Genomic DNA, 17,895 nt, shown 5'->3' with positions numbered 1-17,895 from the left:
AGCTTCAGCCCGGCAGCCGCTCGTTGCCGCTACGCTTGGCGGCCTCGATAATCTGGGCACTCTGACTGATTAGTTGTGTTGCACCAGCCTGGTCGTGGTCGCGGATGCGCCCCCAGTATTGTATTTTGAGCTGCACATACCGTTTCCGTGCGCGCAGGTCGGCCATCCGCTGGTCCAGCCGCTGTTCCTGCTCGTCCAGGAGTTCGATCTGCCGTCCGGCGGCCTCGGATCCCGCCGCGCGGTTGCCCAGATACTCCCGCATGTGCTCCAGGGACATGCCCGTGGCGCTCAAGCAGGAGATGGTCTCCAGCAGGTCCAGATCCTCCTGGTTGTAGCAGCGGTGGCCGCTTGAGGGATCCCTGGCGATGGGCGGAATGATGCCGATGGTCTCGTAGTAGCGCAGGGTAGTCTCCGGCATCCCTGACATGAGCGAGGCCTGGCGAATGGTGTACCAGGGCCCGGATTCCTGGTCGGCCTGGGTTTGGGCGGTCTGGGTTTCAGCCTGGGGCTGCATGATGGTGGTCATACCCATCCAGCCTAGGAACTTCAAGTACTTGAAGTCAAAGCGCTCCCAGATGGTGTCTGGTCACCCTTCCCTGTTCTGAAAGATCGGCCTGGGCATCCGCCTGGTCGAAGCAGCCTTGGTCGGCCTGGTCCACCAAGTCCAGGGCCTGCTGAGCCAAGTCCGGGGCCAGGGCATTCAGCCAGTGGATACGCGGATCCCGGCCGAACCAGCCCATCTGCTTGCGGGCCAGGCGCTTGGTCTTCTGCGCTATCAGCTCGAAGGCGGCATCCAGGTCGGTGCGGCCGTCCAGGTAGTCCAGAATCTGCTGATAGCCCAGGGCACGGGAAGCTGTGGGCCCCAGGCGGTTTCGCAGCCCGCTCACCTCGTCAACAAGCCCCCGGTCGCGCATGGCCTGGGTGCGCTGGTCGATCCTGCGGTCTAGCTCCTCCCGGGGCAGGTCCAGTCCCAACTGCAGGGCGGGCATCAGGTAGCGATATCGGGGCAGACTGGCCGAGTAGGGCCGTCCAGTGATATCCATGACCTCCAGGGCCCGCACGGTCCTGCGCACATTCCGAGGATCCATCCGGGCCGCAGCCTCCGGGTCCCGCTCCTGCAGCTCGCGGAAGAGCAGCCCGGGGCCCTCCTCTTGGGCCAACTCCTCCAGCCTGGCCCTGACCGACGGGTCAGTGCCAGGGAAGGACAGGCCATCAATGACAGCCCGGGTATAGAGCCCGGAGCCGCCCACAAGGATTGGCCTGATTCCTCGCGTCCGGAGGTCGGCTATCAGGGACCGGGCCATGGCCTGGAAGCGGGCCACGCTCATGGCTTCCTCCGGCTCGATGATGTCGATCAGGTGGTGGATCACCGCCTGCCGCTCCCCTACCGAAGGCTTGGCCGTGCCCACATCCATCCCCCGGTACATCTGGTAGGCATCGGCATTGACGATATGAGCCGTCTGCCCGCGCGCCTCAAAAGCCTGTGCCAGGGCCACTCCCAGGGCGGTCTTGCCCGAGGCTGTGGGACCCACGATGGAGACGATGCGGGGTCCCTCCCCGGCGGGCTGCTCTGGTTCAGCGGATGTCATAAACCTGCCCTGCCTGCGGATCCGGGTCAGCGATCAAATAGTGGGGCCCTGCCTGGGTGACGGTGCAGGTGACCAGGTCGCCGGGCTTTGGCGCAGGCATTCCCTTAGGCACGCCGACGTGGACCAGCACCCCGGTACGCTCATGCCCGGTCACCCGGTGGGTGCTGCCGTCATGCCGGCCGTGCCCGTCGCCGATGAGCACCTCCACGTCTTTGCCCGTGAAGGCCTTCATCTGCTCCATGGTGATGGACTCCTGCAGGGTATGCAGACGCTCGAACCGGTCCTGGACCACGGCCTTGGGAAGCTGGGTCATGCGCGCGGCAGGTGTGCCGGGCCTAGGCGAATACTCGAAGATGTAGGCCGACGAGAAGCGCGCCCGGCGCATCGTATCCATGGTGGCCTGGAAATCCTCCTCGGTTTCCCCTGGGAATCCCACGATGATGTCGGTGGTGATCTGGGCATCGGGCATGGCGGCCCGCACCTTGTCGAGTATCTCCAGAAAGCGTTGGGACCGGTAGGAGCGCCGCATGGCCCTCAGGATCCGGTCGGAGCCCGACTGCAGGGGCATGTGCAGCTGGTGCATGACCGTGGGAGTCTCGGCCATGGCCGCAATCACATCGTCGGTAAAGGCAGCCGGATGGGGCGAGGTGAAGCGGATCCTCTTCAGCCCGGGCACCCTGCCGCAGGCGCGCAGGAGTCGGGCGAAGGCGTAGCGGTCCCCCGTCGACCAGCCGTAGGAGTTGACGTTCTGCCCCAGCAGGGTCACCTGGCGGGCTCCGGAGCCCACACAGTCCCGGACCTCGTGCAGGATGTCGTCCATGGACCGGTCCCGCTCCCGACCGCGCACCGAGGGCACGATGCAAAAAGTGCAGGTGTTGTTGCAGCCGACCGATATGGACACCCAGGCCTGCGAGCGCGAGGCCCTGACCTCCGGCAGTCGCCCGGGCAGATTCCGCAACTCCTCCGAGACCCCCACCTGGGGCCGCCCGTCCTCGCGGGCCTTATCCAGCAGGCCGGGCAACGAGCCGATGTCCCTGGTGCCGAAGACCGCATCCACCCAGGGCGCCGCCCTCACAATCCGCTCCCGATCCTTCTGGGCCATGCAGCCGCCCACGGCGATGCGCGTGTCGGGCTTGTGCTGCTTGAACCGGTGCCAGCGCCCGATGGTCCCGTACATGCGCTCGGTGGCGTTGTCGCGCACGGCGCAGGTGTTGAGCACCATCACGTCCACCTCGTGTGCGCGAACCTGCTCGGGCGTGGCCTGCTGGTAGCCGTGGTCTTGCAGCACCCCGGCAATTCGCTCGGAATCGTGCTCGTTCATCTGACAGCCCAGGGTCCGCACATAGTAGACGCCCCTGCTGCCCTTACGCTGAGCGGTCACGCTCATGCCCTCGCCTGCTTCCATAAGCCATGATTGTATGCGCAGGTCGGGTCCCGCGGCCATCGGGGCCTGTGCGTACCATGAGTCATGGTTACGAACGGCGGCATGGGAGGTTCATGTGATACTCGACCGTAACAGTGCCATGAGCGCATCCGAAATGAAGCAACGGCTGTCAGACTTGGACGAAAGGGACCGCCCCAAGCTGAATATCGACGAGATAACGGAATTCGTCAATCTCATGCAGACCTACGAGGGGGCCATGTACGAGATTTCGACCAAGCTGGACGTGCTGGACACCGAGTTCCAGGTCAGGTTCAGCCACAACCCCATCCATCACATGGAGCGCCGGCTCAAGAGCGTGGACTCGCTGATCGGCAAGCTGCACCGCAAGAACCTGCCCGTCACCATCACCTCGGTGCGCGATCACATCTTCGATGTGGCCGGCGTGCGTGTCATCTGCAACTACCGGGACGACGTCTACTCGGTCTCCCGCTATCTCTCCGACCAGTCGGACATCCAGGTGCTGAGGGTCAAGGACTACATCCGCAATCCCAAGATGAACGGCTACCGCAGCCTGCACGTCATCTATGCCGTGCCTGTCTTCCTGACCTCGGGCCCCCACTACACGCCGGTCGAGGTTCAGTTCCGCACCATCGCCATGGACTACTGGGCCTCCCTGGAGCACCAGTTGCGCTACAAGTCCGACCTACCCGACGCCCGCCTGGCCGAGCATTCGCAGACCCTGCTGGACTGCGCCCGCTCCCTGCAGAACATTGAGGTGCAGATGCAGTCCATCCACCGCGACATCTCAGGTTCGCCCCAGGAGCAGGATTCCGACGACGAAGCCATCAGCGGCAATACCGATTAACTGAATCCTCACAGATCCTTTACCATAGAAACCAGGCCAGGTGGAAGGGTTGGGGCTTCCGCCAGGCCCCAGGAGGTGGCCCCGCCTTCAAGGTCGGGTCTCCTCCTGTACCACCATTCCTCAGAAGTCGAAATGGTCGGGATCCGCGCCAGTGCGTTCATCCCTGTTCATGGCGGCGACGGCCTGCATGTCCTCGTCGCTCAGCTCGAAGTCGAAGACCTGCGCGTTCTGCTCAATCCTGTCCTTGTGGGTGGACTTGGGGATGACGATGACCCCGCGCTGCAGATGCCAGCGCAGCACGATCTGTGCCGGTGAGCGGTCGTAGCGCTCGGCCATGGCCTTGAGCCTGGGGTCGGCCAGCAGGTTGCCGCCGGTGCCGCCCAGGGGGCTGTAGGCCTCCACATCCACACGCAGGGTGCCGTGGCAGTAATCGATCAGGTCGCCGTTGACGAACTGGGGCGAGGACTCAATCTGGTCGACCGCCGGCTTGGTGCCACTGATAGTGTGCAGCTCGTCCAGGTGGTGCTTCTGGAAGTTGCAGACCCCAATGGCCCGCACGCGCCGCTGGGTGTAGAGCTCCTCCATGTCCTCCCAGGCCTGCTGCCAGCCCTTGGCGGGCCAATGGATCAAGTAGAGGTCCAAATAGTCCACGCCCAGCCGGTCCAGGCTCTCATTGAAGGCCTCCTTGGCCCGCCCAGCGCGGATGTCGTCATTCCAGAGCTTGGTGGTCAGGAAGACATCCCGCCGGTCAACCCCGGAGCGGCGCAGGCCCTCCCCCACGGACTGCTCGTTGCCGTAGATCATGGCGGTGTCGATGTGGCGGTAGCCCGCCTGCAGGGCCCAGGTGACGGCCTGGCTGGTGGCCTCGCCATCAGGTGTTTGGAAGACCCCGAGCCCCAGCTGGGGAATGCTGACCCCATTGTTGAGGGTGATGACGGTGTCGGTGACGTTTCCGGTCATATAGGCATACTCCTTGCCGGCCGATCAGAGGCCGTGACGTGTTGCCTGTTCATTCTATCTGCCAGGCAAGATGGGCCGAACCAGCGATAACGGCTTTTTGACAGATGTCGATGCACGAAACCGTGCTTGGGCATGTTCTTCATGCGTCCTGTCCTCCGGCTGGGCGGCTTTCCGGCAGGCAGGAGGCCGACATGGCAGACGGCACCGGCCCGCCTGGCTGCCGGTTCATGCATCCGGCCTCCTGCCGGGCCAGCCCGACAGGGCTGAGCGCCGCAGAGGCTCATACCCCTTAAATCGTGCAACACACAATCAGAAAGAGGCAACCGCAACGGCGGGGTGTAGGCAAGGAACCACCCCGCCATTGCGGCCAGAGCAAACACCCTTTATACAGCCAGCCCGCCATGTAGACTTGGATAAGATAACTATCCGCCACAGGCGGGAACGACAAGGAGGAGCAGATGGCTTTCAACGGGAATCCGCGGCCGCAGGCCCCATACAGTCAGTACGCGCAGCAGCCGATGCCGACCATGCAGGGCGGTGAGCCCTACAGCATGGGCTCGCCCATCGACGCCAACGCAGCATACAGCTTTGAAAAGGCGGAGCGGGTCTCAATGTCCCGCGCTTATGCGGAGATGGCCGTCGGCCTGCTGGTCACCGCCCTGACGGCCTATCTGACCGCCCGGACCGGACTGCTCCTGGCTTTCATGCAGGCCACGGGCACCCTGGGCTGGATCGGCATGGCCGTGGTCCAGGTGGCCTTCGCCATGATTCTGAGCGCCCGGATCATGCGTATGCGCACCTCCACCGCCCGGGTCATGTTTTACCTCTATGCGGCCCTGATGGGCTTCACTTTGAGCACCATCTTCATAACCTACTCACTGCCGTCCATCATGCTGACCCTGGTGATCAGCGCAGGCTTCTTCTTCGTTCTGAGCATGCTGGGGCTGACCACCCGGCGGAACATGCTGGGCATGGGGTCCATCTTCATGGCCGGCCTGCTCATGCTGATCCTGGTCCAGCTGGTCATGCTCTTCGTGGCCCCTTCGAACACGGCCCTGCGCGTGGTCTCGGCCATCGGCATCATCCTCTTCGCCGGGCTGACCATGTACGACGCCCAGCAGACCAGGGTCATCTTCGCCACCTACCGCAGCCAGGGGCCGGAGGCCATCAAGCGGGTCTCCATCCTCTGCGCCCTCAACCTCTACCTGGACTTCGTCAACCTCTTCCTCTACATCCTGAATCTGGTCGGCGACCGGAACTGACGAAGAAATCCCGCCCCTGGCATCGGGGGCGGGATTTTTTATATCTTTTTCAGGCATCCTGGTTTTTCAGGCATCCTGGTCGACCCTGGCCAGCAGACCACGCAGCACGTACTGAAGGATGCCGCCGTTGCGGTAGTACTCGGCCTCGCCAGGGGTGTCGATGCGCACCTTGGCCGCAAACTCCACCCTGCTGCCGTCGGGCCGCTGGGCACACACCTGGACCTGCTCAGGCAGGGAGCTGTTCAGCGCATCAACGCCAACCAGGTCATAGGTCTCCCGGCCGTCCAAACCCAGGCTCTGGGCCGACTGACCCGCTGGGAACTCCAGCGGCAGCACGCCCATGCCGATCAGGTTGCTGCGGTGGATGCGCTCGAAGGACCTGGCGATGACGGCCCTCACGCCCAGCATCCTTGTACCCTTGGCCGCCCAGTCCCTGGAGGAGCCCGTGCCGTACTCGCTGCCGGCCAGCACCACCAGGGGCGTGCCCTGCCTGGCATAGTCCTGCGCAGCATCGAAGATGGTCGTCTCCTGGCCGTTCAGGAAGTCGTAGGTGAACCCTCCCGGGCGCACATTCAGCCCCACCGAGGCCAGCAGCTGGTTGCGCAGGCGGATGTTGCCGAAGGTGCCCCGGACCATGATCTCATGGTCGCCACGCCGGGATCCGTAGGAGTTGAAATCCCTGGGGGCTATGCCATGCTCCTGCAGGTAACGGCCGGCCGGGGCATCGGCCTTGATGGCCCCTGCGGGCGAGATGTGGTCGGTGGTGACCGAATCCCCCAGCAGGGCCAACACCCGGGCCCCGTGGATGTCCTCCAGGGGGTCGGGCTGGGCCTTCATGCCGTCGAAGAAGGTCTGGCGGCGGATGTAGGTGGAATCCTGGTCCCAGTGGAAGAGCTCGCCCTCCGGCACCTCCAGCTTCCGCCAGCGATCATCCCCGCCGAAGACGTCCGCATAGTCGCGCAGATACATGTCCCGGTCCAGGGCGGTGCCCACTACGGACTCGATGGCCTCCTGGGAGGGCCAGATGTCCGCCAGCATGACCGGCTTGCCCTGGCTGTCCTGGCCCAGGGAGTCGTGCCAGGGGTCGAAGTCCATGGTGCCGGCCAGGGCGTAGGCCACCACCAGGGGCGGCGAGGCCAGATAGTTCATCTTCACGTCCGGGCTGATGCGCCCCTCGAAGTTCCTGTTGCCCGAGAGCACGGCCGTCACTGTCAGGTCATGATCGGCGATGGCCTGGTGGATGGCCGGGTCCAGGGGGCCGGAGTTGCCGATGCAGGTGGTGCAGCCGTAGCCGACCAGCTCGAAGCCCAGGGCATCCAGGTCCTTGCTCAGGCCGGTCCGGTTCAGATAGTCCGTCACCACCTGGGAGCCCGGCGCCAGCGAGGTCTTGACCCAGGGCTTGGGCTTGAGGCCCCGGGCGCGCGCCTGGCGGGCCAGCAGACCGGCGGCCACCATGACCGAGGGGTTGGAGGTGTTGGTGCAGGAGGTGATGGCCGCGATGACCACATCCCCGTCCCGCAGGCTGAACTCGCTGCCGTCGGCCTTCCTGACCGGCACAGCCTCGCCCTTGTCTTTGTCCTGGTCACTGTAATCCTTAAGGTCCCGTTGGTAGGTCTTCTGGGCCTGGTCCAGCAGGATGCGGTCCTGGGGCCGCCGGGGGCCGGCAATGGAGGGCCGCACCGTAGACAGATCCAGCTCCAGCACCTGCGAATACTCGGGTTCGGGGCAGTCGGCATCCTCCGGGTCCATCCACAGGCCGTTGGCCTTGGCATAGGCCTCCACCAGGCGCACATGCTCGTCGCTGCGGCCGGTCAGACGCAGGTAGTCCAGGGTGATTTGGTCGATGGGGAAGATGGCGCAGGTGGAGCCGAATTCGGGGCTCATGTTGCCCAGGGTGGCCCGGTTGGCCAGGGGGACCTGGGCCAGGCCCTTGCCGTGGAACTCCACGAACCGGCCCACCACGCCCACCTCGCGCAGCATCTGGGTCACGGTCAGCACCACGTCGGTGGCGGTGACCCCCTCGGGAATGGATCCGGTCAGCTTGAAGCCCAAGACCTGGGGCACCAGCATGGAGATGGGCTGGCCCAGCATGGCCGCCTCGGCCTCGATGCCGCCCACGCCCCAGCCCAGCACGCCCAGGCCGTTGACCATGGTGGTGTGGGAGTCGGTGCCCACGCAGGAGTCCGGGTAGACCAGGGCCGGCCCCTCCCCCTTGGTCCTGTCCCTGCGCATGACCACCTGGGCCAGGTACTCCAGGTTGACCTGGTGGATGATGCCGGTGCCCGGGGGCACCACGCGGAAGTTTTGGAAGGCCTGCTGGCTCCAGCGCAGGAAGCGGTAGCGCTCACTGTTGCGCTGGTATTCCAGGTCCATGTTGTGTTCCAGGGCACCGGGCACGCCCGAGCTGTCCACCTGAACGGAGTGGTCGATGACCATCTGCGCGGGGATGAGCGGGTTGACCAGGGAAGGATCGTCGCCCAGGGCCTTGACGGCATCGCGCATGGTGGCCAGGTCGACCATGCAGGGTACGCCGGTGAAGTCCTGCATGAGCACCCGGGCGGGGGTGAACTGGATCTCCCTGTCGGACTGGGTCTTGGGGTCCCAGTCCAGCAGTTGATCCAGCTGGTCCCGGGTCACCGTGGTTCCGTTCTGGTGCCGCAGCAGATTTTCGGCCAGGATGCGCAGGCTGTAGGGCAGGTGGTCGATTCCCGGCAGGTCACTGATCCGGTAGTATTCGAACTCCTCGGAACCCACCTTGAGCTTGGAACGACCGGCATCTTGTGCGGATTCTGACATGCACCACCCCTTCCCTGGACGCTCAGGCGCCGGCCCTTGCGCCCACGTGGACCGGCGGCAGGAGGACCCCAGACCGTCAGTGACGCTATCTGCGCTCTTTATGTTCCATTCTTAGCGCCCATGTGTTACTTGGCGTATGTAACGTGCGCATGCCGGATAGCCCAAGACGGCCAGGACCATGAGCAGGGCTCCCACCAGGGCAAAGGCCACGGTTGTGACCAGGGCCGGACCAGTGGGCAGGCTGATGGCAAAGAACTGCGCCACCATGGGGATCAGGGCCCCGATCACCCCGGCTGCAGCGAAGAAAAGGACCAGCAGGCCCCTCCAAGAGCGCAGGGGCCGGGCCACCTGGGTCAGGACCAGCACGCCCATACAGAAGAGGACGATGGCGCAGACCGACCGCCAGCGCTCCAGGTCACCGGGCCGGGCCAGGTCCAGGCCCAGCAAGCCGGGCAGGCTCCAGGCCGCCGCCAGCACAATCAAAGCAGTGGCGATGCCCGAGGGCAGGGCGAAGGTAACCACGCGCTTGAGGAAGCCTGGCCGGTAGCGCCTGGTGTTGGGGGCCAGCGCCAGGAAGAAGGCCGGCGTGCCGATGGTCAGGGCGCCGATGTAGGTGATGTGCCGGGGCAGGTAAGGGAAGGGGATGCCGGTCAGGACCACTCCCAAGGAGATCAGGGCCGAGTAGACGGTCTTGACCAGGAAGAGGCCGGCCACACGCTCCATGTTGGCCATGACCTGCCGGCCCCGGGCCACCACGTCGGGCAGGTGGGAGAAACGCGAATCCACCAAGACCAGCTGGGCCACAGCCTTGGTGGCGGCCGCCGCATTGCCCATGGCGATGCCCAGGTCCGCTTCCTTCAGAGCCAGGGAGTCGTTGACCCCGTCGCCGGTCATGGCCACTGTGTGACCCTTCAGGTGCAGGGCCTGGACGATGGCCTTCTTCTGGTCGGGCAGGACCCGGCCCAGCACGTCTACATCCTCCAGGACCTCGGCCAGGGCTGCCGTGTCCTCGGGCAACTGGCGGGCATCCATGGCCCTGGGGGCACGGTCGCCGGTCAGGCCCACCTTGTTGGCGATAGCTGCCACAGTGGCTGGGTTGTCGCCCGAAATGACCCGACAGCGCACACCCTGTTGGCGGAACCAGGCCAGGGTCTCGGCAGCGTCTTCGCGGATGTGCTCCGAGCAGGTGATCAGGGCTAGGGGCTTCAGGTTCCTAGGCAGATCGGGGCTGCTGGTGAAGTGGTCAGGCTGGTCAGTGCTCGGGTACCCATCGGGGGCGGACAGCATCAGCACCCGATAGCCGCGGTCGGCCAAGTCGGCCACCTGCAGGTCCACCTGGGGCCACCTGCCCGCCTGGGATGCCAGGAGCACCTCCGGAGCGCCGAAGTACCAGATTTTGCCGGACTGGTCGGCCACGGCGCTCCACTTGCGGGCCGAGGAGAAAGGCAGGCGGCTGACGGCCCTGCCGGGGCGCAGGTCGTCCATCCCCTTGAGGATGGCACGGCCGGTAGCGTTGGGGCTCTCCTCCGCGCAGACGTCCACCAGGGCCTGCCGCAGTTGCTGGGCAGGCAAGTCATCGACCAGCGGATGCAGATCGTCATAGACGATGCCCCCGTCGGTGATGGTGCCGGTCTTGTCCAAGTTCAGGGCGTCCACCCGGGCCAGGGTCTCCACGGACTCCATCTGCTGGACCAGGGTCTGGTGGCGGGCCAGGCGGATGGCAGCCAGGGCGAAGTTCAGAGAGGTCAGCAGAACCAGACCCTCAGGGATCATGCCTACGACCCCGGCCACAGCAGACACCACGGCCTGCCGCCAGGCTCCGGTGGCCAGGGCCGTCTGGAAGCCGCCGACGGTCCGCATCTGTGTAAAGATAAGCAGCAGGCAGAGGGGAATGACCACCACGGTCATGACCTTGAGGATGGTGTTGATGCCCTCGTTCAGGTCGGAACGGACCTTCTTGTAGACCTTGGCCTTGGCCGTCAGCGTGGCTGCGTAAGAGTCGGCGCCCACAGCGGTGACCTGGGCCAGGGCCATGCCTGAGACGGCCGTGGAGCCCGAGTAGACCTTGTCGCCTGGCGTGTGCTTGACCGTGCGCGATTCGCCGGTCAGCATGGACTCGTCCAGCTCCAGGCCGTAGGTGTCGATGATTTGCGCGTCGGCGGGCACCTGATCCCCGGAGCGGATCCAAAGCAGGTCCCCCTTGACGATGGCATCGTGGAGCACGGTCAGGTTGCACCCATCCCTGCGTACCGTATAGTCGGAGGCCACCAGGATGGACAGCCCGTCCAGGGTATGCTTGGCCTTGAGCTCGGTGGCCACGCCGATACCGGTGTTAATGATGATGATCAGTCCGAAGACCGCATCCTTCCACTGGCCGGTCAGCAGAACCACCACCATGGCGGTCAGGATTATCCCGTTAAAGAGGGTGAAGACGTTGTCTCGAATGATCTGGCCCAGGCTGCGGGAGGTCTGGTTCTGGGAGACGTTGACCAGGCCCTGGGCCTTCAGCTGCTCCACCTCCTGGGAGCTCAGCCCCGGCCGGTCTGTGTCCGGAAAGCCTGTGCCCGCTGTCGGCACTTGCTCACTGCCTGTACTCATCCTCGGCCCCCTTTCGGTCGGCGCTCAGGCGCACGGCCATGATCCTTGCATGCGGTCCGTCGTCCACAATGGTCTGCAGAGCGTCGGCCAGCAAGGGCGCGCGTTGATTCCGGGCAGGATCCACCGGGTGGACCGTAGCCGCATAGTAGAGCCTACCTGGGTCAGGAGTCCAAGCCTTGGCGCTTTGAGCGAACTCTACCACGGGGATACCCGCCTTCCGGGCTGCCTTCAGGGCCGGGGTCCAGTCGCCGGTTCCGGGCCGGCGGATCAAAATCAGACTGGCTTCGCGGTTGACTGCATCCTGCACCCCGTCCTGCTGATCGCTGGTGGACTGCGCCGAGGAGAAATAACCCTTCATGCGTTCGGCCTTCAAGGATGCCAGAATACGGCTGTCAAGACCGGTATCGGGTTCCTTGTCACCCTTCTGTGGGCAACCAATCAAGGCCACAAGCGTGTCGGACCGATCCACGCCGTCATGGGGCACGGTGCCCTCATGCCAGGAGTCGCCCACGGCCCTGTCCTTGGGGGCGCAACCGGTCAGCATGGGCAGGCCTGCCAGCAGAGCGACCGCCAGCAACAGACCCGCCAGCCGCCTGACCGCTGCCACGATCCGCCCGGCGCGGCTCATGTCAGCGCTGCCTTCCCGCCGTGCGGGTGAAGACCGCCACGGTCTCCACATGGTGGGTCATCGGGTAGATGTCAAAGGCCTCAAGATGCCTGGGACTGTAGCCCAGGGAGATCAGGGTGGCTGTATCCCTGGCCAGGCTGGTCGGGTCGCAGGACACATAGATGATGGTCTGCGCCCCGCTGGCGGCCAGCAGTCGGCAGACCTGAGCCTTGACGCCGGCCCTGGGTGGATCCAGCAGGATCAGGTCGGGATGGCCCAGCCCCTTGGGCGCACCGCCAGCCAGGATCTTGGCCACGTCCCCTCGACGCAGGGCCACCCGGTCCAGCCCGGCCTGCTTTACGTTGTTTTTCGCGCTGGCAATGGCTCCGGCGGACCCCTCCACGGCCAGAAGCCGGGCCCGTCCGTCAGCCAGAGCAGCCAGGGGCAGGGTGAAGAGCCCTGATCCGCAGTAAAGATCCCAGATGACCGGTTCGGCGACCCCATTCAGGGCCTGCCTGGCCTGGTCCAGGACCGCCTTGGTCAGCACGACCGGTGCCTGGCGGTGGACCTGCCAGAATCCGTCGGCCCGAACCTGGTAGACAGGTCCTGCTCCGGCCTCCAGCCGCTCCATCAACAGGCGGCTCCCCTTACTCAGGCGTCCATCCACCAGCAGCGCGAAGTTGTCACCGACCGGTCCCCCATCGCGCGGCTGGGGCACAGCCAGGCGTATGCGGGCACCAGCGGGCAGGCCGCCCTCCCAGATGCCCAGTTCGTCGGCCTGGTCCAGCAGCTCTTGGGTGGCCAGGGGCATGGTCTGAATCGGCAGGCGGTCATGCGATCCCCGCCGACGCATGGAGGGGCGGCCCTGGTCGTCGGCCACCAGCTCGATTCGCGTCCTCCAGTGCAGGCCGCCCAGCTCTTCATCGCCCGGAACTCGGACCACCGGCACTTGGACGTCGACCCCGCCCAGACGGGACATCTGCTGACCAATCAGATCGGCCTTCCAGGCCAGCTGACCGGGCAGGCTGACGTGAATCAGATCAGCGCCGCCCAGGCCGCCTCCCCAGGCCAAGGGGCCAGCCAGGGGCCAGACGGGTTCACGTCGGTCAGGGCTGGCCTCCAACACCTGGGTGACCTCTCCCGTGGCGAATCTGCCGGCCCGGCCGTGAGGCTCGTCCAGGAGGACCTCCACCAGCTCCCCGGGCAGGGCGAAGCGGACGAAGACCACCCGACCGTCCTCCAGATGGGTGACGCAACGGCCCTGGTCGGCATAGCGCTCGATACGCAGACGAACCCTGGTCTCAGTCATGATCGGCATGAACCTCCTGGTCGGCCTGGCGACGGTGGTAGGGACCGCCGATCAGCAGCCAGCTGATCCAGATTCCCAGGGCAAACAGGGGTAGGCCCAGAATCAGGCGTGCGGCACCAAGAAACCCAACGGAACCAGTCAGGTAGAGCGGCACCTGAACCAGCAGGCGCAGCGCAAAGACGGCGATCCAGACCAGGGTGGCCTGATTATAGGCCCGTACCAGATCCGGTTCACTGCGCCAAGAGGCCAGCCACTGTCTCCACCCGGAGACGACAGGTCGGCGCAGATACTCCACCAGCAGGCCTATGCCGGGCATCCGTGCCAGCAGCGAGGCACCGAGAACGATAATCCAGAATCCGTTGGTCAGGAATCCTGGCAGGTAATAGTTGCGGGCATCTCGGGTCAGCCAGGCAGCCACCAGGCAGATGACCACCGAAAGCAGACCGGTCAGCGCCCCAAGAAAAGACTGCCGCTGAACCAGACGAATCAGGAGCTGCACAACGGCCAAGGCCGCCGAAACCGCCACGGTCAGCCCCAGACGGCCGGTCACCAGGAAGAAAACCAGAAATACCAGCCCCGGCAACAGGGATTCGACAATCCCCCGCCATCCGCCGATGGCCTCCATGACGGAGAAATCGTCGTCGGCCAGCGCTGCCAGCCCGAGATGCTTCTGCTTCACAGCCTTAGCGGACCTCCGAGAACATGGGTCCGCGAGACAGTGTGGTCTTCACCTCGGTCTGCTGATCCGAATCGAAGGGGCCCTCAGGCCTGCCGGGGATCTGCGCACTCTCATCGTCCTTGGACTCCGAGTCTTCGGCTTCTCCTCGACGCTGGTTGGGGGTGATGGGCGCATGCATGGGAACCAGGTCACGGGGGGCCAGGGGCTCATCGCCACGGACCACGACCAGGTCGGCCAGGTAGCCGTCGAGCACATCCTTCTCCTTGCCGCCCTTGGCCGCAGGACCGGAGAAGATGCCTCGCAGCATCCAACGGGGTCCGTCGATGCCCACCACCCGGGTCACCAGGTTCTTACCCTTGACCTTGACGGGCAGGGTCAGCTCCTTGCCGAAGACGCCGTCCACCTCCTTGCAGGAGGGGTTGGCCTTGAGCAGGTCGGCCCGGACCTCGTCCCAGAGGCCCAGGGACTTGGGGGCCGCAAAGGGCTCCAGCTCCAGACTGGAGGACCCGTAGGTGATGGTGGCTCCCAGCACGTCGCCGGTCTGCGAGTTGGCCTTGAGCCTCAGCTCACTGCCCTTGAGGAAGGGAAGCATCAGGGCACCGATGTCCAGGTACTCATCGGTGTCGGGGGCCTCGGAATCCAAACTGTCCCAGGGGCCCTTCCCGCTCTGCTCGGCTTCATCGCGGCCAGCCTGAGAGGTTTGGTCAGATTTCTCCGTGGACTTTTCAACGTCCTTGGACTCCTCGACGGCCTCCTCAGCCTGCTTCTTGGCGCGTTTCTTGCCGAAACCGAACAATCCCATGATGCCTCATTTCCTTGTGAGTCTGTGCAAAGGATACCTAGTCAAGACCCAGGCGCAGCTTGCCGCCGGGGATGGCGTCCAGCAGATCCTTGGTGTACTGGCGTTGCGGGTGGTCGAAGACCTCGTCGGTGGTGGCGTGCTCCACCAGTCGGCCGTGCTGCATGACCACCACCTCGTCGGCGATCTGCCTGACCACGGCCAGATCGTGGGTGATGAACAGGTAGCTGAGCCCTTGCTCGGCCTGCAGGTCGTTGAGCAACCGCAGCACCTGATCCTGGACCAGCACGTCCAAGGCGGAGACGGCCTCGTCGCAGATGATCACATCCGGATTCAGGGCCATGGCCCGGGCGATGGCGATGCGCTGACGCTGTCCACCGGAGAGCTCGTTGGGGTAGCGCCCCATGACCGACTCGGGCATCTCCACCATGTCCAGCAGCTCCTTGACCCGCTTCTGCCGGGACTTGGCGTTGCCGATCTTGTGGATGCGCAGGGGCTCCTCGATGGAGCGGTAGATGGAGTACATGGGGTCCAGGGAGCCGTAAGGGTTCTGGAAGACCGGCTGCACGTGCCGACGGAACTCCATGAGCTCGTGGCTGCCGAAGCCGGCGATGTCCTGGCCCTCGTAGGTCACCCGGCCCGAGGTGGGCTTGAGCAGGTGCAGGACCATGTTGGCCACGGTGGACTTGCCGGAGCCGGACTCCCCCACGATGGCCAAGGTGGTTCCCCGCTTGACCGAGAAGGAGACGTCGTCCACAGCCTTGAACATCTCTTTGCGCCGGGGCAACCTGAACTCGCGGGTCAGGTGCTCCACGGTGATGACGTGCTCGCTGCGCTCCAGGGTGCTCTCGCCCTTGACATGGTGCTCCAGCAGGTCTTCGGCATCCTGGCCGCGCTGCTTGGCGGAGATGATGCGCTGGGAGGCCAGCGAGGGCGCGGCCTGAACCAACCGCTTGGTGTAGGGGTGCTGGGGGTGCTGCAGGACCTCCAGGCTGGGCCCGGACTCCACCACCTGACCCCGGTACATGACCACGATGTGCTGGGCGCGCTCGGCCGCCAGACCCAGGTCGTGGGTGATGAAGAGCACGGCGGTGCCCAAGGATTCGGTCAGGTTGCGCAGGTGGTCCAGAATCCGCTTCTGGACGGTCACATCCAGGGCGCTGGTGGGCTCGTCCGCAATCAGCAGGTCGGGCCGGGAGGCCAGGCCGATGGCGATCAGGGCGCGCTGGCGCATGCCGCCGGAGAACTCATGCGGATACTGCCTGGCCCTGGTGGCGGCCTCGGGCAACCCGGCCTCCGACAGCAGACCGGCAATGCGGTCATCCATGTCCGAACCGGTCACATGCTCCTTGGCCAACTTCCAGGCCGCATCGTCATCCACACCGGCGTCGATCAGGGACTTGGCCACGCCCCAGCGGGTCTCGGAGCCCACATCCCACTCGGCCTTCAGGGCCTCCATGGTCTTGTCCACGTCGGCCACCCCGGCATCACTCAGGGCCTGACGGGCGGCTTCCAGCAGGCCGGGCAGGTCCTTGGAGGAGATGAAGAGCTCGTCGTCTGACTTCTTGAGCGTCACCTCTTCATCGCCGGCCAGGGCCTTGGCCAACCGGGAGCGCTTCTCCCGAGAGACATCCATGTGGTTGGCGGTCAGCGCCTCCTTGACCTGGGAGCCGATGCGCCAGACCGGGTTCAGATTGCTCATGGGGTCCTGCGGGACCAGACCCACCTGGGAGCCACGCAGCGCCTCATAGTCCTTGCGGTCCAGGCCCACCAGCTCGCGGCCATTGAGCTTGATGCTGCCGCCGGTCACCTTGCCGGTGCCGGGCAGAAGGCCCAGCACAGCCATGGCCGAGGTGGACTTGCCCGAGCCGGACTCCCCCACGATAGCCACCCACTGGCCGGGGTAGACGTTGAAGGAGGCGTCGCGAACTGCGTGGACGGTGCGCCCATCGGCGGTGAAGTCCACCTGCAGGTCCCGAACGTCGAGCAGGGGCTGCTGCTCCTGATTGGTGGTCATGTTCTTGTCTGCTTCAGTCATGCTTCCTCACTCAGGCCGTTCTGCTCTTGGGATCCAACGCATCCTTGACCGCGTCGCCCATCATGATGAAGGCCAGCACGGTGATGGCCAGGGCTGCAGAGGGATAGAAGAGGACCGAGGGGTTGGTGGTCAGGAGGTTCTGGGCCGTCGAGATGTCCCCGCCCCAGGAGACCACGGTGGAGGGCAGGCCGATGCCCAGGAAGCTCAGCGTGGCCTCAGAGACGATGTAGGTGCCCAGCGACATGGTGGCCATGACGATGACCGGGGCCAGGGAGTTGGGCATGATGTGTCGGAAGAGGTTGCGCAGAGGCGTGGAGCCCAGGGCCGTGGAAGCGGTGTTGAACTCCAGGTTCTTGGCCTCCAGCACGGCACTGCGGGTGATACGGGCCATGTTGACCCAGCCGAAGAGGGTCAGGGTCAGGATGATCTTCCACAGGGAGGTGGAGGTGCGGAACATCTGCAGGAGCACGATGGCGCCCAGGATCATGGGGATGGCGAAGAAGATGTCGGTGATGCGGCTGAGCACTGCGTCGACCCAGCCCCCGAAGAATCCGGCGATGGCGCCGATGAGGCCGCCGAAGACGGTGACCAGGATGGTGGTCATGATACCGATGGCCACCGAGGTCCGGGCCCCGTGGATGACGCGGCTGTAGACGTCGCAGCCCTGCAGGTCGAAGCCGAGGGGGTGCCCGGGCCGGCCGGGCTCCAGGGAGTCGGACAGGCTGCAGGCCATGGGGTCCTGCCTGGCGAAGAGGTTGGGGAAGAGGGCCACCAGGATGACCACGATCGCCAGGATTGAGGAGATGATGAAGAGCGGGTTGCGCCTCAGGGTCTTCCAGGCGTCGGCCCACATGCTGGTGGGCGGCACGTCCTCATCCACCGAGTCCACCTCGCGCAGGGGCGTCTCGTCGATGGGGGCCACGAACCGCTCCTGCCCCGGCAGGGGGTCAGGGAAGTAGACGCGGGCCTGGCTTTCGTTCTGTTCGCTTGACTCGTTCATTGCCGTTTC

General features: G+C 65.2%; 14 protein-coding genes. 2 read left to right on the top strand and 12 right to left on the bottom strand.

All coding sequences use genetic code 11. The features are described from left to right. Window positions 1–4: 4 nt before the first annotated feature. From J3T93_RS07300 to miaB, 3 genes are read right to left on the bottom strand one after another with little or no spacing between them, the layout of a single operon-like run. Window positions 5–526: a MerR family transcriptional regulator gene (locus J3T93_RS07300; protein WP_267431138.1), complete on the bottom strand. Its 522-nt coding sequence runs from the start codon at window positions 524–526 to the stop codon at window positions 5–7. A gap of 34 nt (window positions 527–560) precedes the next feature. Continuing rightward, window positions 561–1,589, bottom strand: a complete 1,029-nt coding sequence (miaA, locus tag J3T93_RS07295) for a tRNA (adenosine(37)-N6)-dimethylallyltransferase MiaA (protein ID WP_267431137.1) — start codon at window positions 1,587–1,589, stop codon at window positions 561–563. Continuing rightward, window positions 1,576–2,994, bottom strand: a complete 1,419-nt coding sequence (gene miaB / locus J3T93_RS07290; RefSeq protein ID WP_267431136.1) for a tRNA (N6-isopentenyl adenosine(37)-C2)-methylthiotransferase MiaB — start codon at window positions 2,992–2,994, stop codon at window positions 1,576–1,578. The genes miaA and miaB overlap by 14 nt, the downstream gene beginning before the upstream one ends. Before the next feature lie 133 nt (window positions 2,995–3,127). On the opposite strand from miaB, the gene J3T93_RS07285 reads away from it, so the two are divergent. After that, a complete protein-coding gene (locus J3T93_RS07285) occupies window positions 3,128–3,838 on the top strand; it encodes a GTP pyrophosphokinase (protein WP_416378843.1) in 711 nt (236 codons plus the stop codon). Between the two features lie 120 nt (window positions 3,839–3,958). Here J3T93_RS07285 and J3T93_RS07280 read toward each other — a convergent pair whose 3' ends face one another. Continuing rightward, window positions 3,959–4,798, bottom strand: a complete 840-nt coding sequence (locus J3T93_RS07280; RefSeq protein ID WP_267431135.1) for an aldo/keto reductase — start codon at window positions 4,796–4,798, stop codon at window positions 3,959–3,961. 458 nt (window positions 4,799–5,256) lie between these two features. On the opposite strand from J3T93_RS07280, the gene J3T93_RS07275 reads away from it, so the two are divergent. Next, window positions 5,257–6,060: a Bax inhibitor-1 family protein gene (locus J3T93_RS07275; RefSeq protein WP_220237134.1), complete on the top strand. Its 804-nt coding sequence runs from the start codon at window positions 5,257–5,259 to the stop codon at window positions 6,058–6,060. A gap of 66 nt (window positions 6,061–6,126) precedes the next feature. Here the strand turns inward: J3T93_RS07275 and acnA are convergent, their stop codons facing one another. The 8 genes from acnA to J3T93_RS07235 form a co-directional block, all read right to left on the bottom strand. Further along, the gene (gene acnA / locus J3T93_RS07270; protein WP_267431134.1) at window positions 6,127–8,856 is read right to left on the bottom strand and encodes an aconitate hydratase AcnA; all 2,730 of its coding nucleotides are present in this window, start codon (window positions 8,854–8,856) and stop codon (window positions 6,127–6,129) included. 111 nt (window positions 8,857–8,967) lie between these two features. Then, window positions 8,968–11,454, bottom strand: a complete 2,487-nt coding sequence (locus J3T93_RS07265) for an HAD-IC family P-type ATPase (protein ID WP_267431133.1) — start codon at window positions 11,452–11,454, stop codon at window positions 8,968–8,970. Beyond that, on the bottom strand, window positions 11,438–12,082 hold the full coding sequence (locus tag J3T93_RS07260) for a hypothetical protein (protein ID WP_267431132.1): 645 nt from the start codon (window positions 12,080–12,082) through the stop codon (window positions 11,438–11,440). The genes J3T93_RS07265 and J3T93_RS07260 overlap by 17 nt, the downstream gene beginning before the upstream one ends. A 1-nt stretch (window position 12,083) precedes the next feature. Beyond that, entirely contained in the window at window positions 12,084–13,370 is a 1,287-nt protein-coding gene (locus J3T93_RS07255) for a class I SAM-dependent RNA methyltransferase (protein ID WP_267431222.1), read from the bottom strand. Then, window positions 13,363–14,049, bottom strand: a complete 687-nt coding sequence (locus J3T93_RS07250) for a DUF3159 domain-containing protein (RefSeq protein WP_267400169.1) — start codon at window positions 14,047–14,049, stop codon at window positions 13,363–13,365. The genes J3T93_RS07255 and J3T93_RS07250 overlap by 8 nt, the downstream gene beginning before the upstream one ends. A 4-nt stretch (window positions 14,050–14,053) precedes the next feature. Continuing rightward, entirely contained in the window at window positions 14,054–14,851 is a 798-nt protein-coding gene (locus J3T93_RS07245; RefSeq protein WP_267400170.1) for a DUF3710 domain-containing protein, read from the bottom strand. A gap of 37 nt (window positions 14,852–14,888) precedes the next feature. Then, complete coding sequence (locus J3T93_RS07240; RefSeq protein ID WP_267400171.1) at window positions 14,889–16,886, bottom strand: dipeptide ABC transporter ATP-binding protein; 1,998 nt, start codon at window positions 16,884–16,886, stop codon at window positions 14,889–14,891. Window positions 16,887–16,896: 10 nt separating this feature from the next. After that, on the bottom strand, window positions 16,897–17,886 hold the full coding sequence (locus tag J3T93_RS07235; RefSeq protein WP_267400268.1) for an ABC transporter permease: 990 nt from the start codon (window positions 17,884–17,886) through the stop codon (window positions 16,897–16,899). Between the last annotated feature and the right edge of the window lie 9 nt (window positions 17,887–17,895).

Source organism: Bifidobacterium sp. B4111, from assembly GCF_026537235.1.
Taxonomy (GTDB): Bacteria; Actinomycetota; Actinomycetes; order Actinomycetales; family Bifidobacteriaceae; genus Bombiscardovia.
This window is presented reverse-complemented; position numbering and strand designations above follow the sequence as displayed.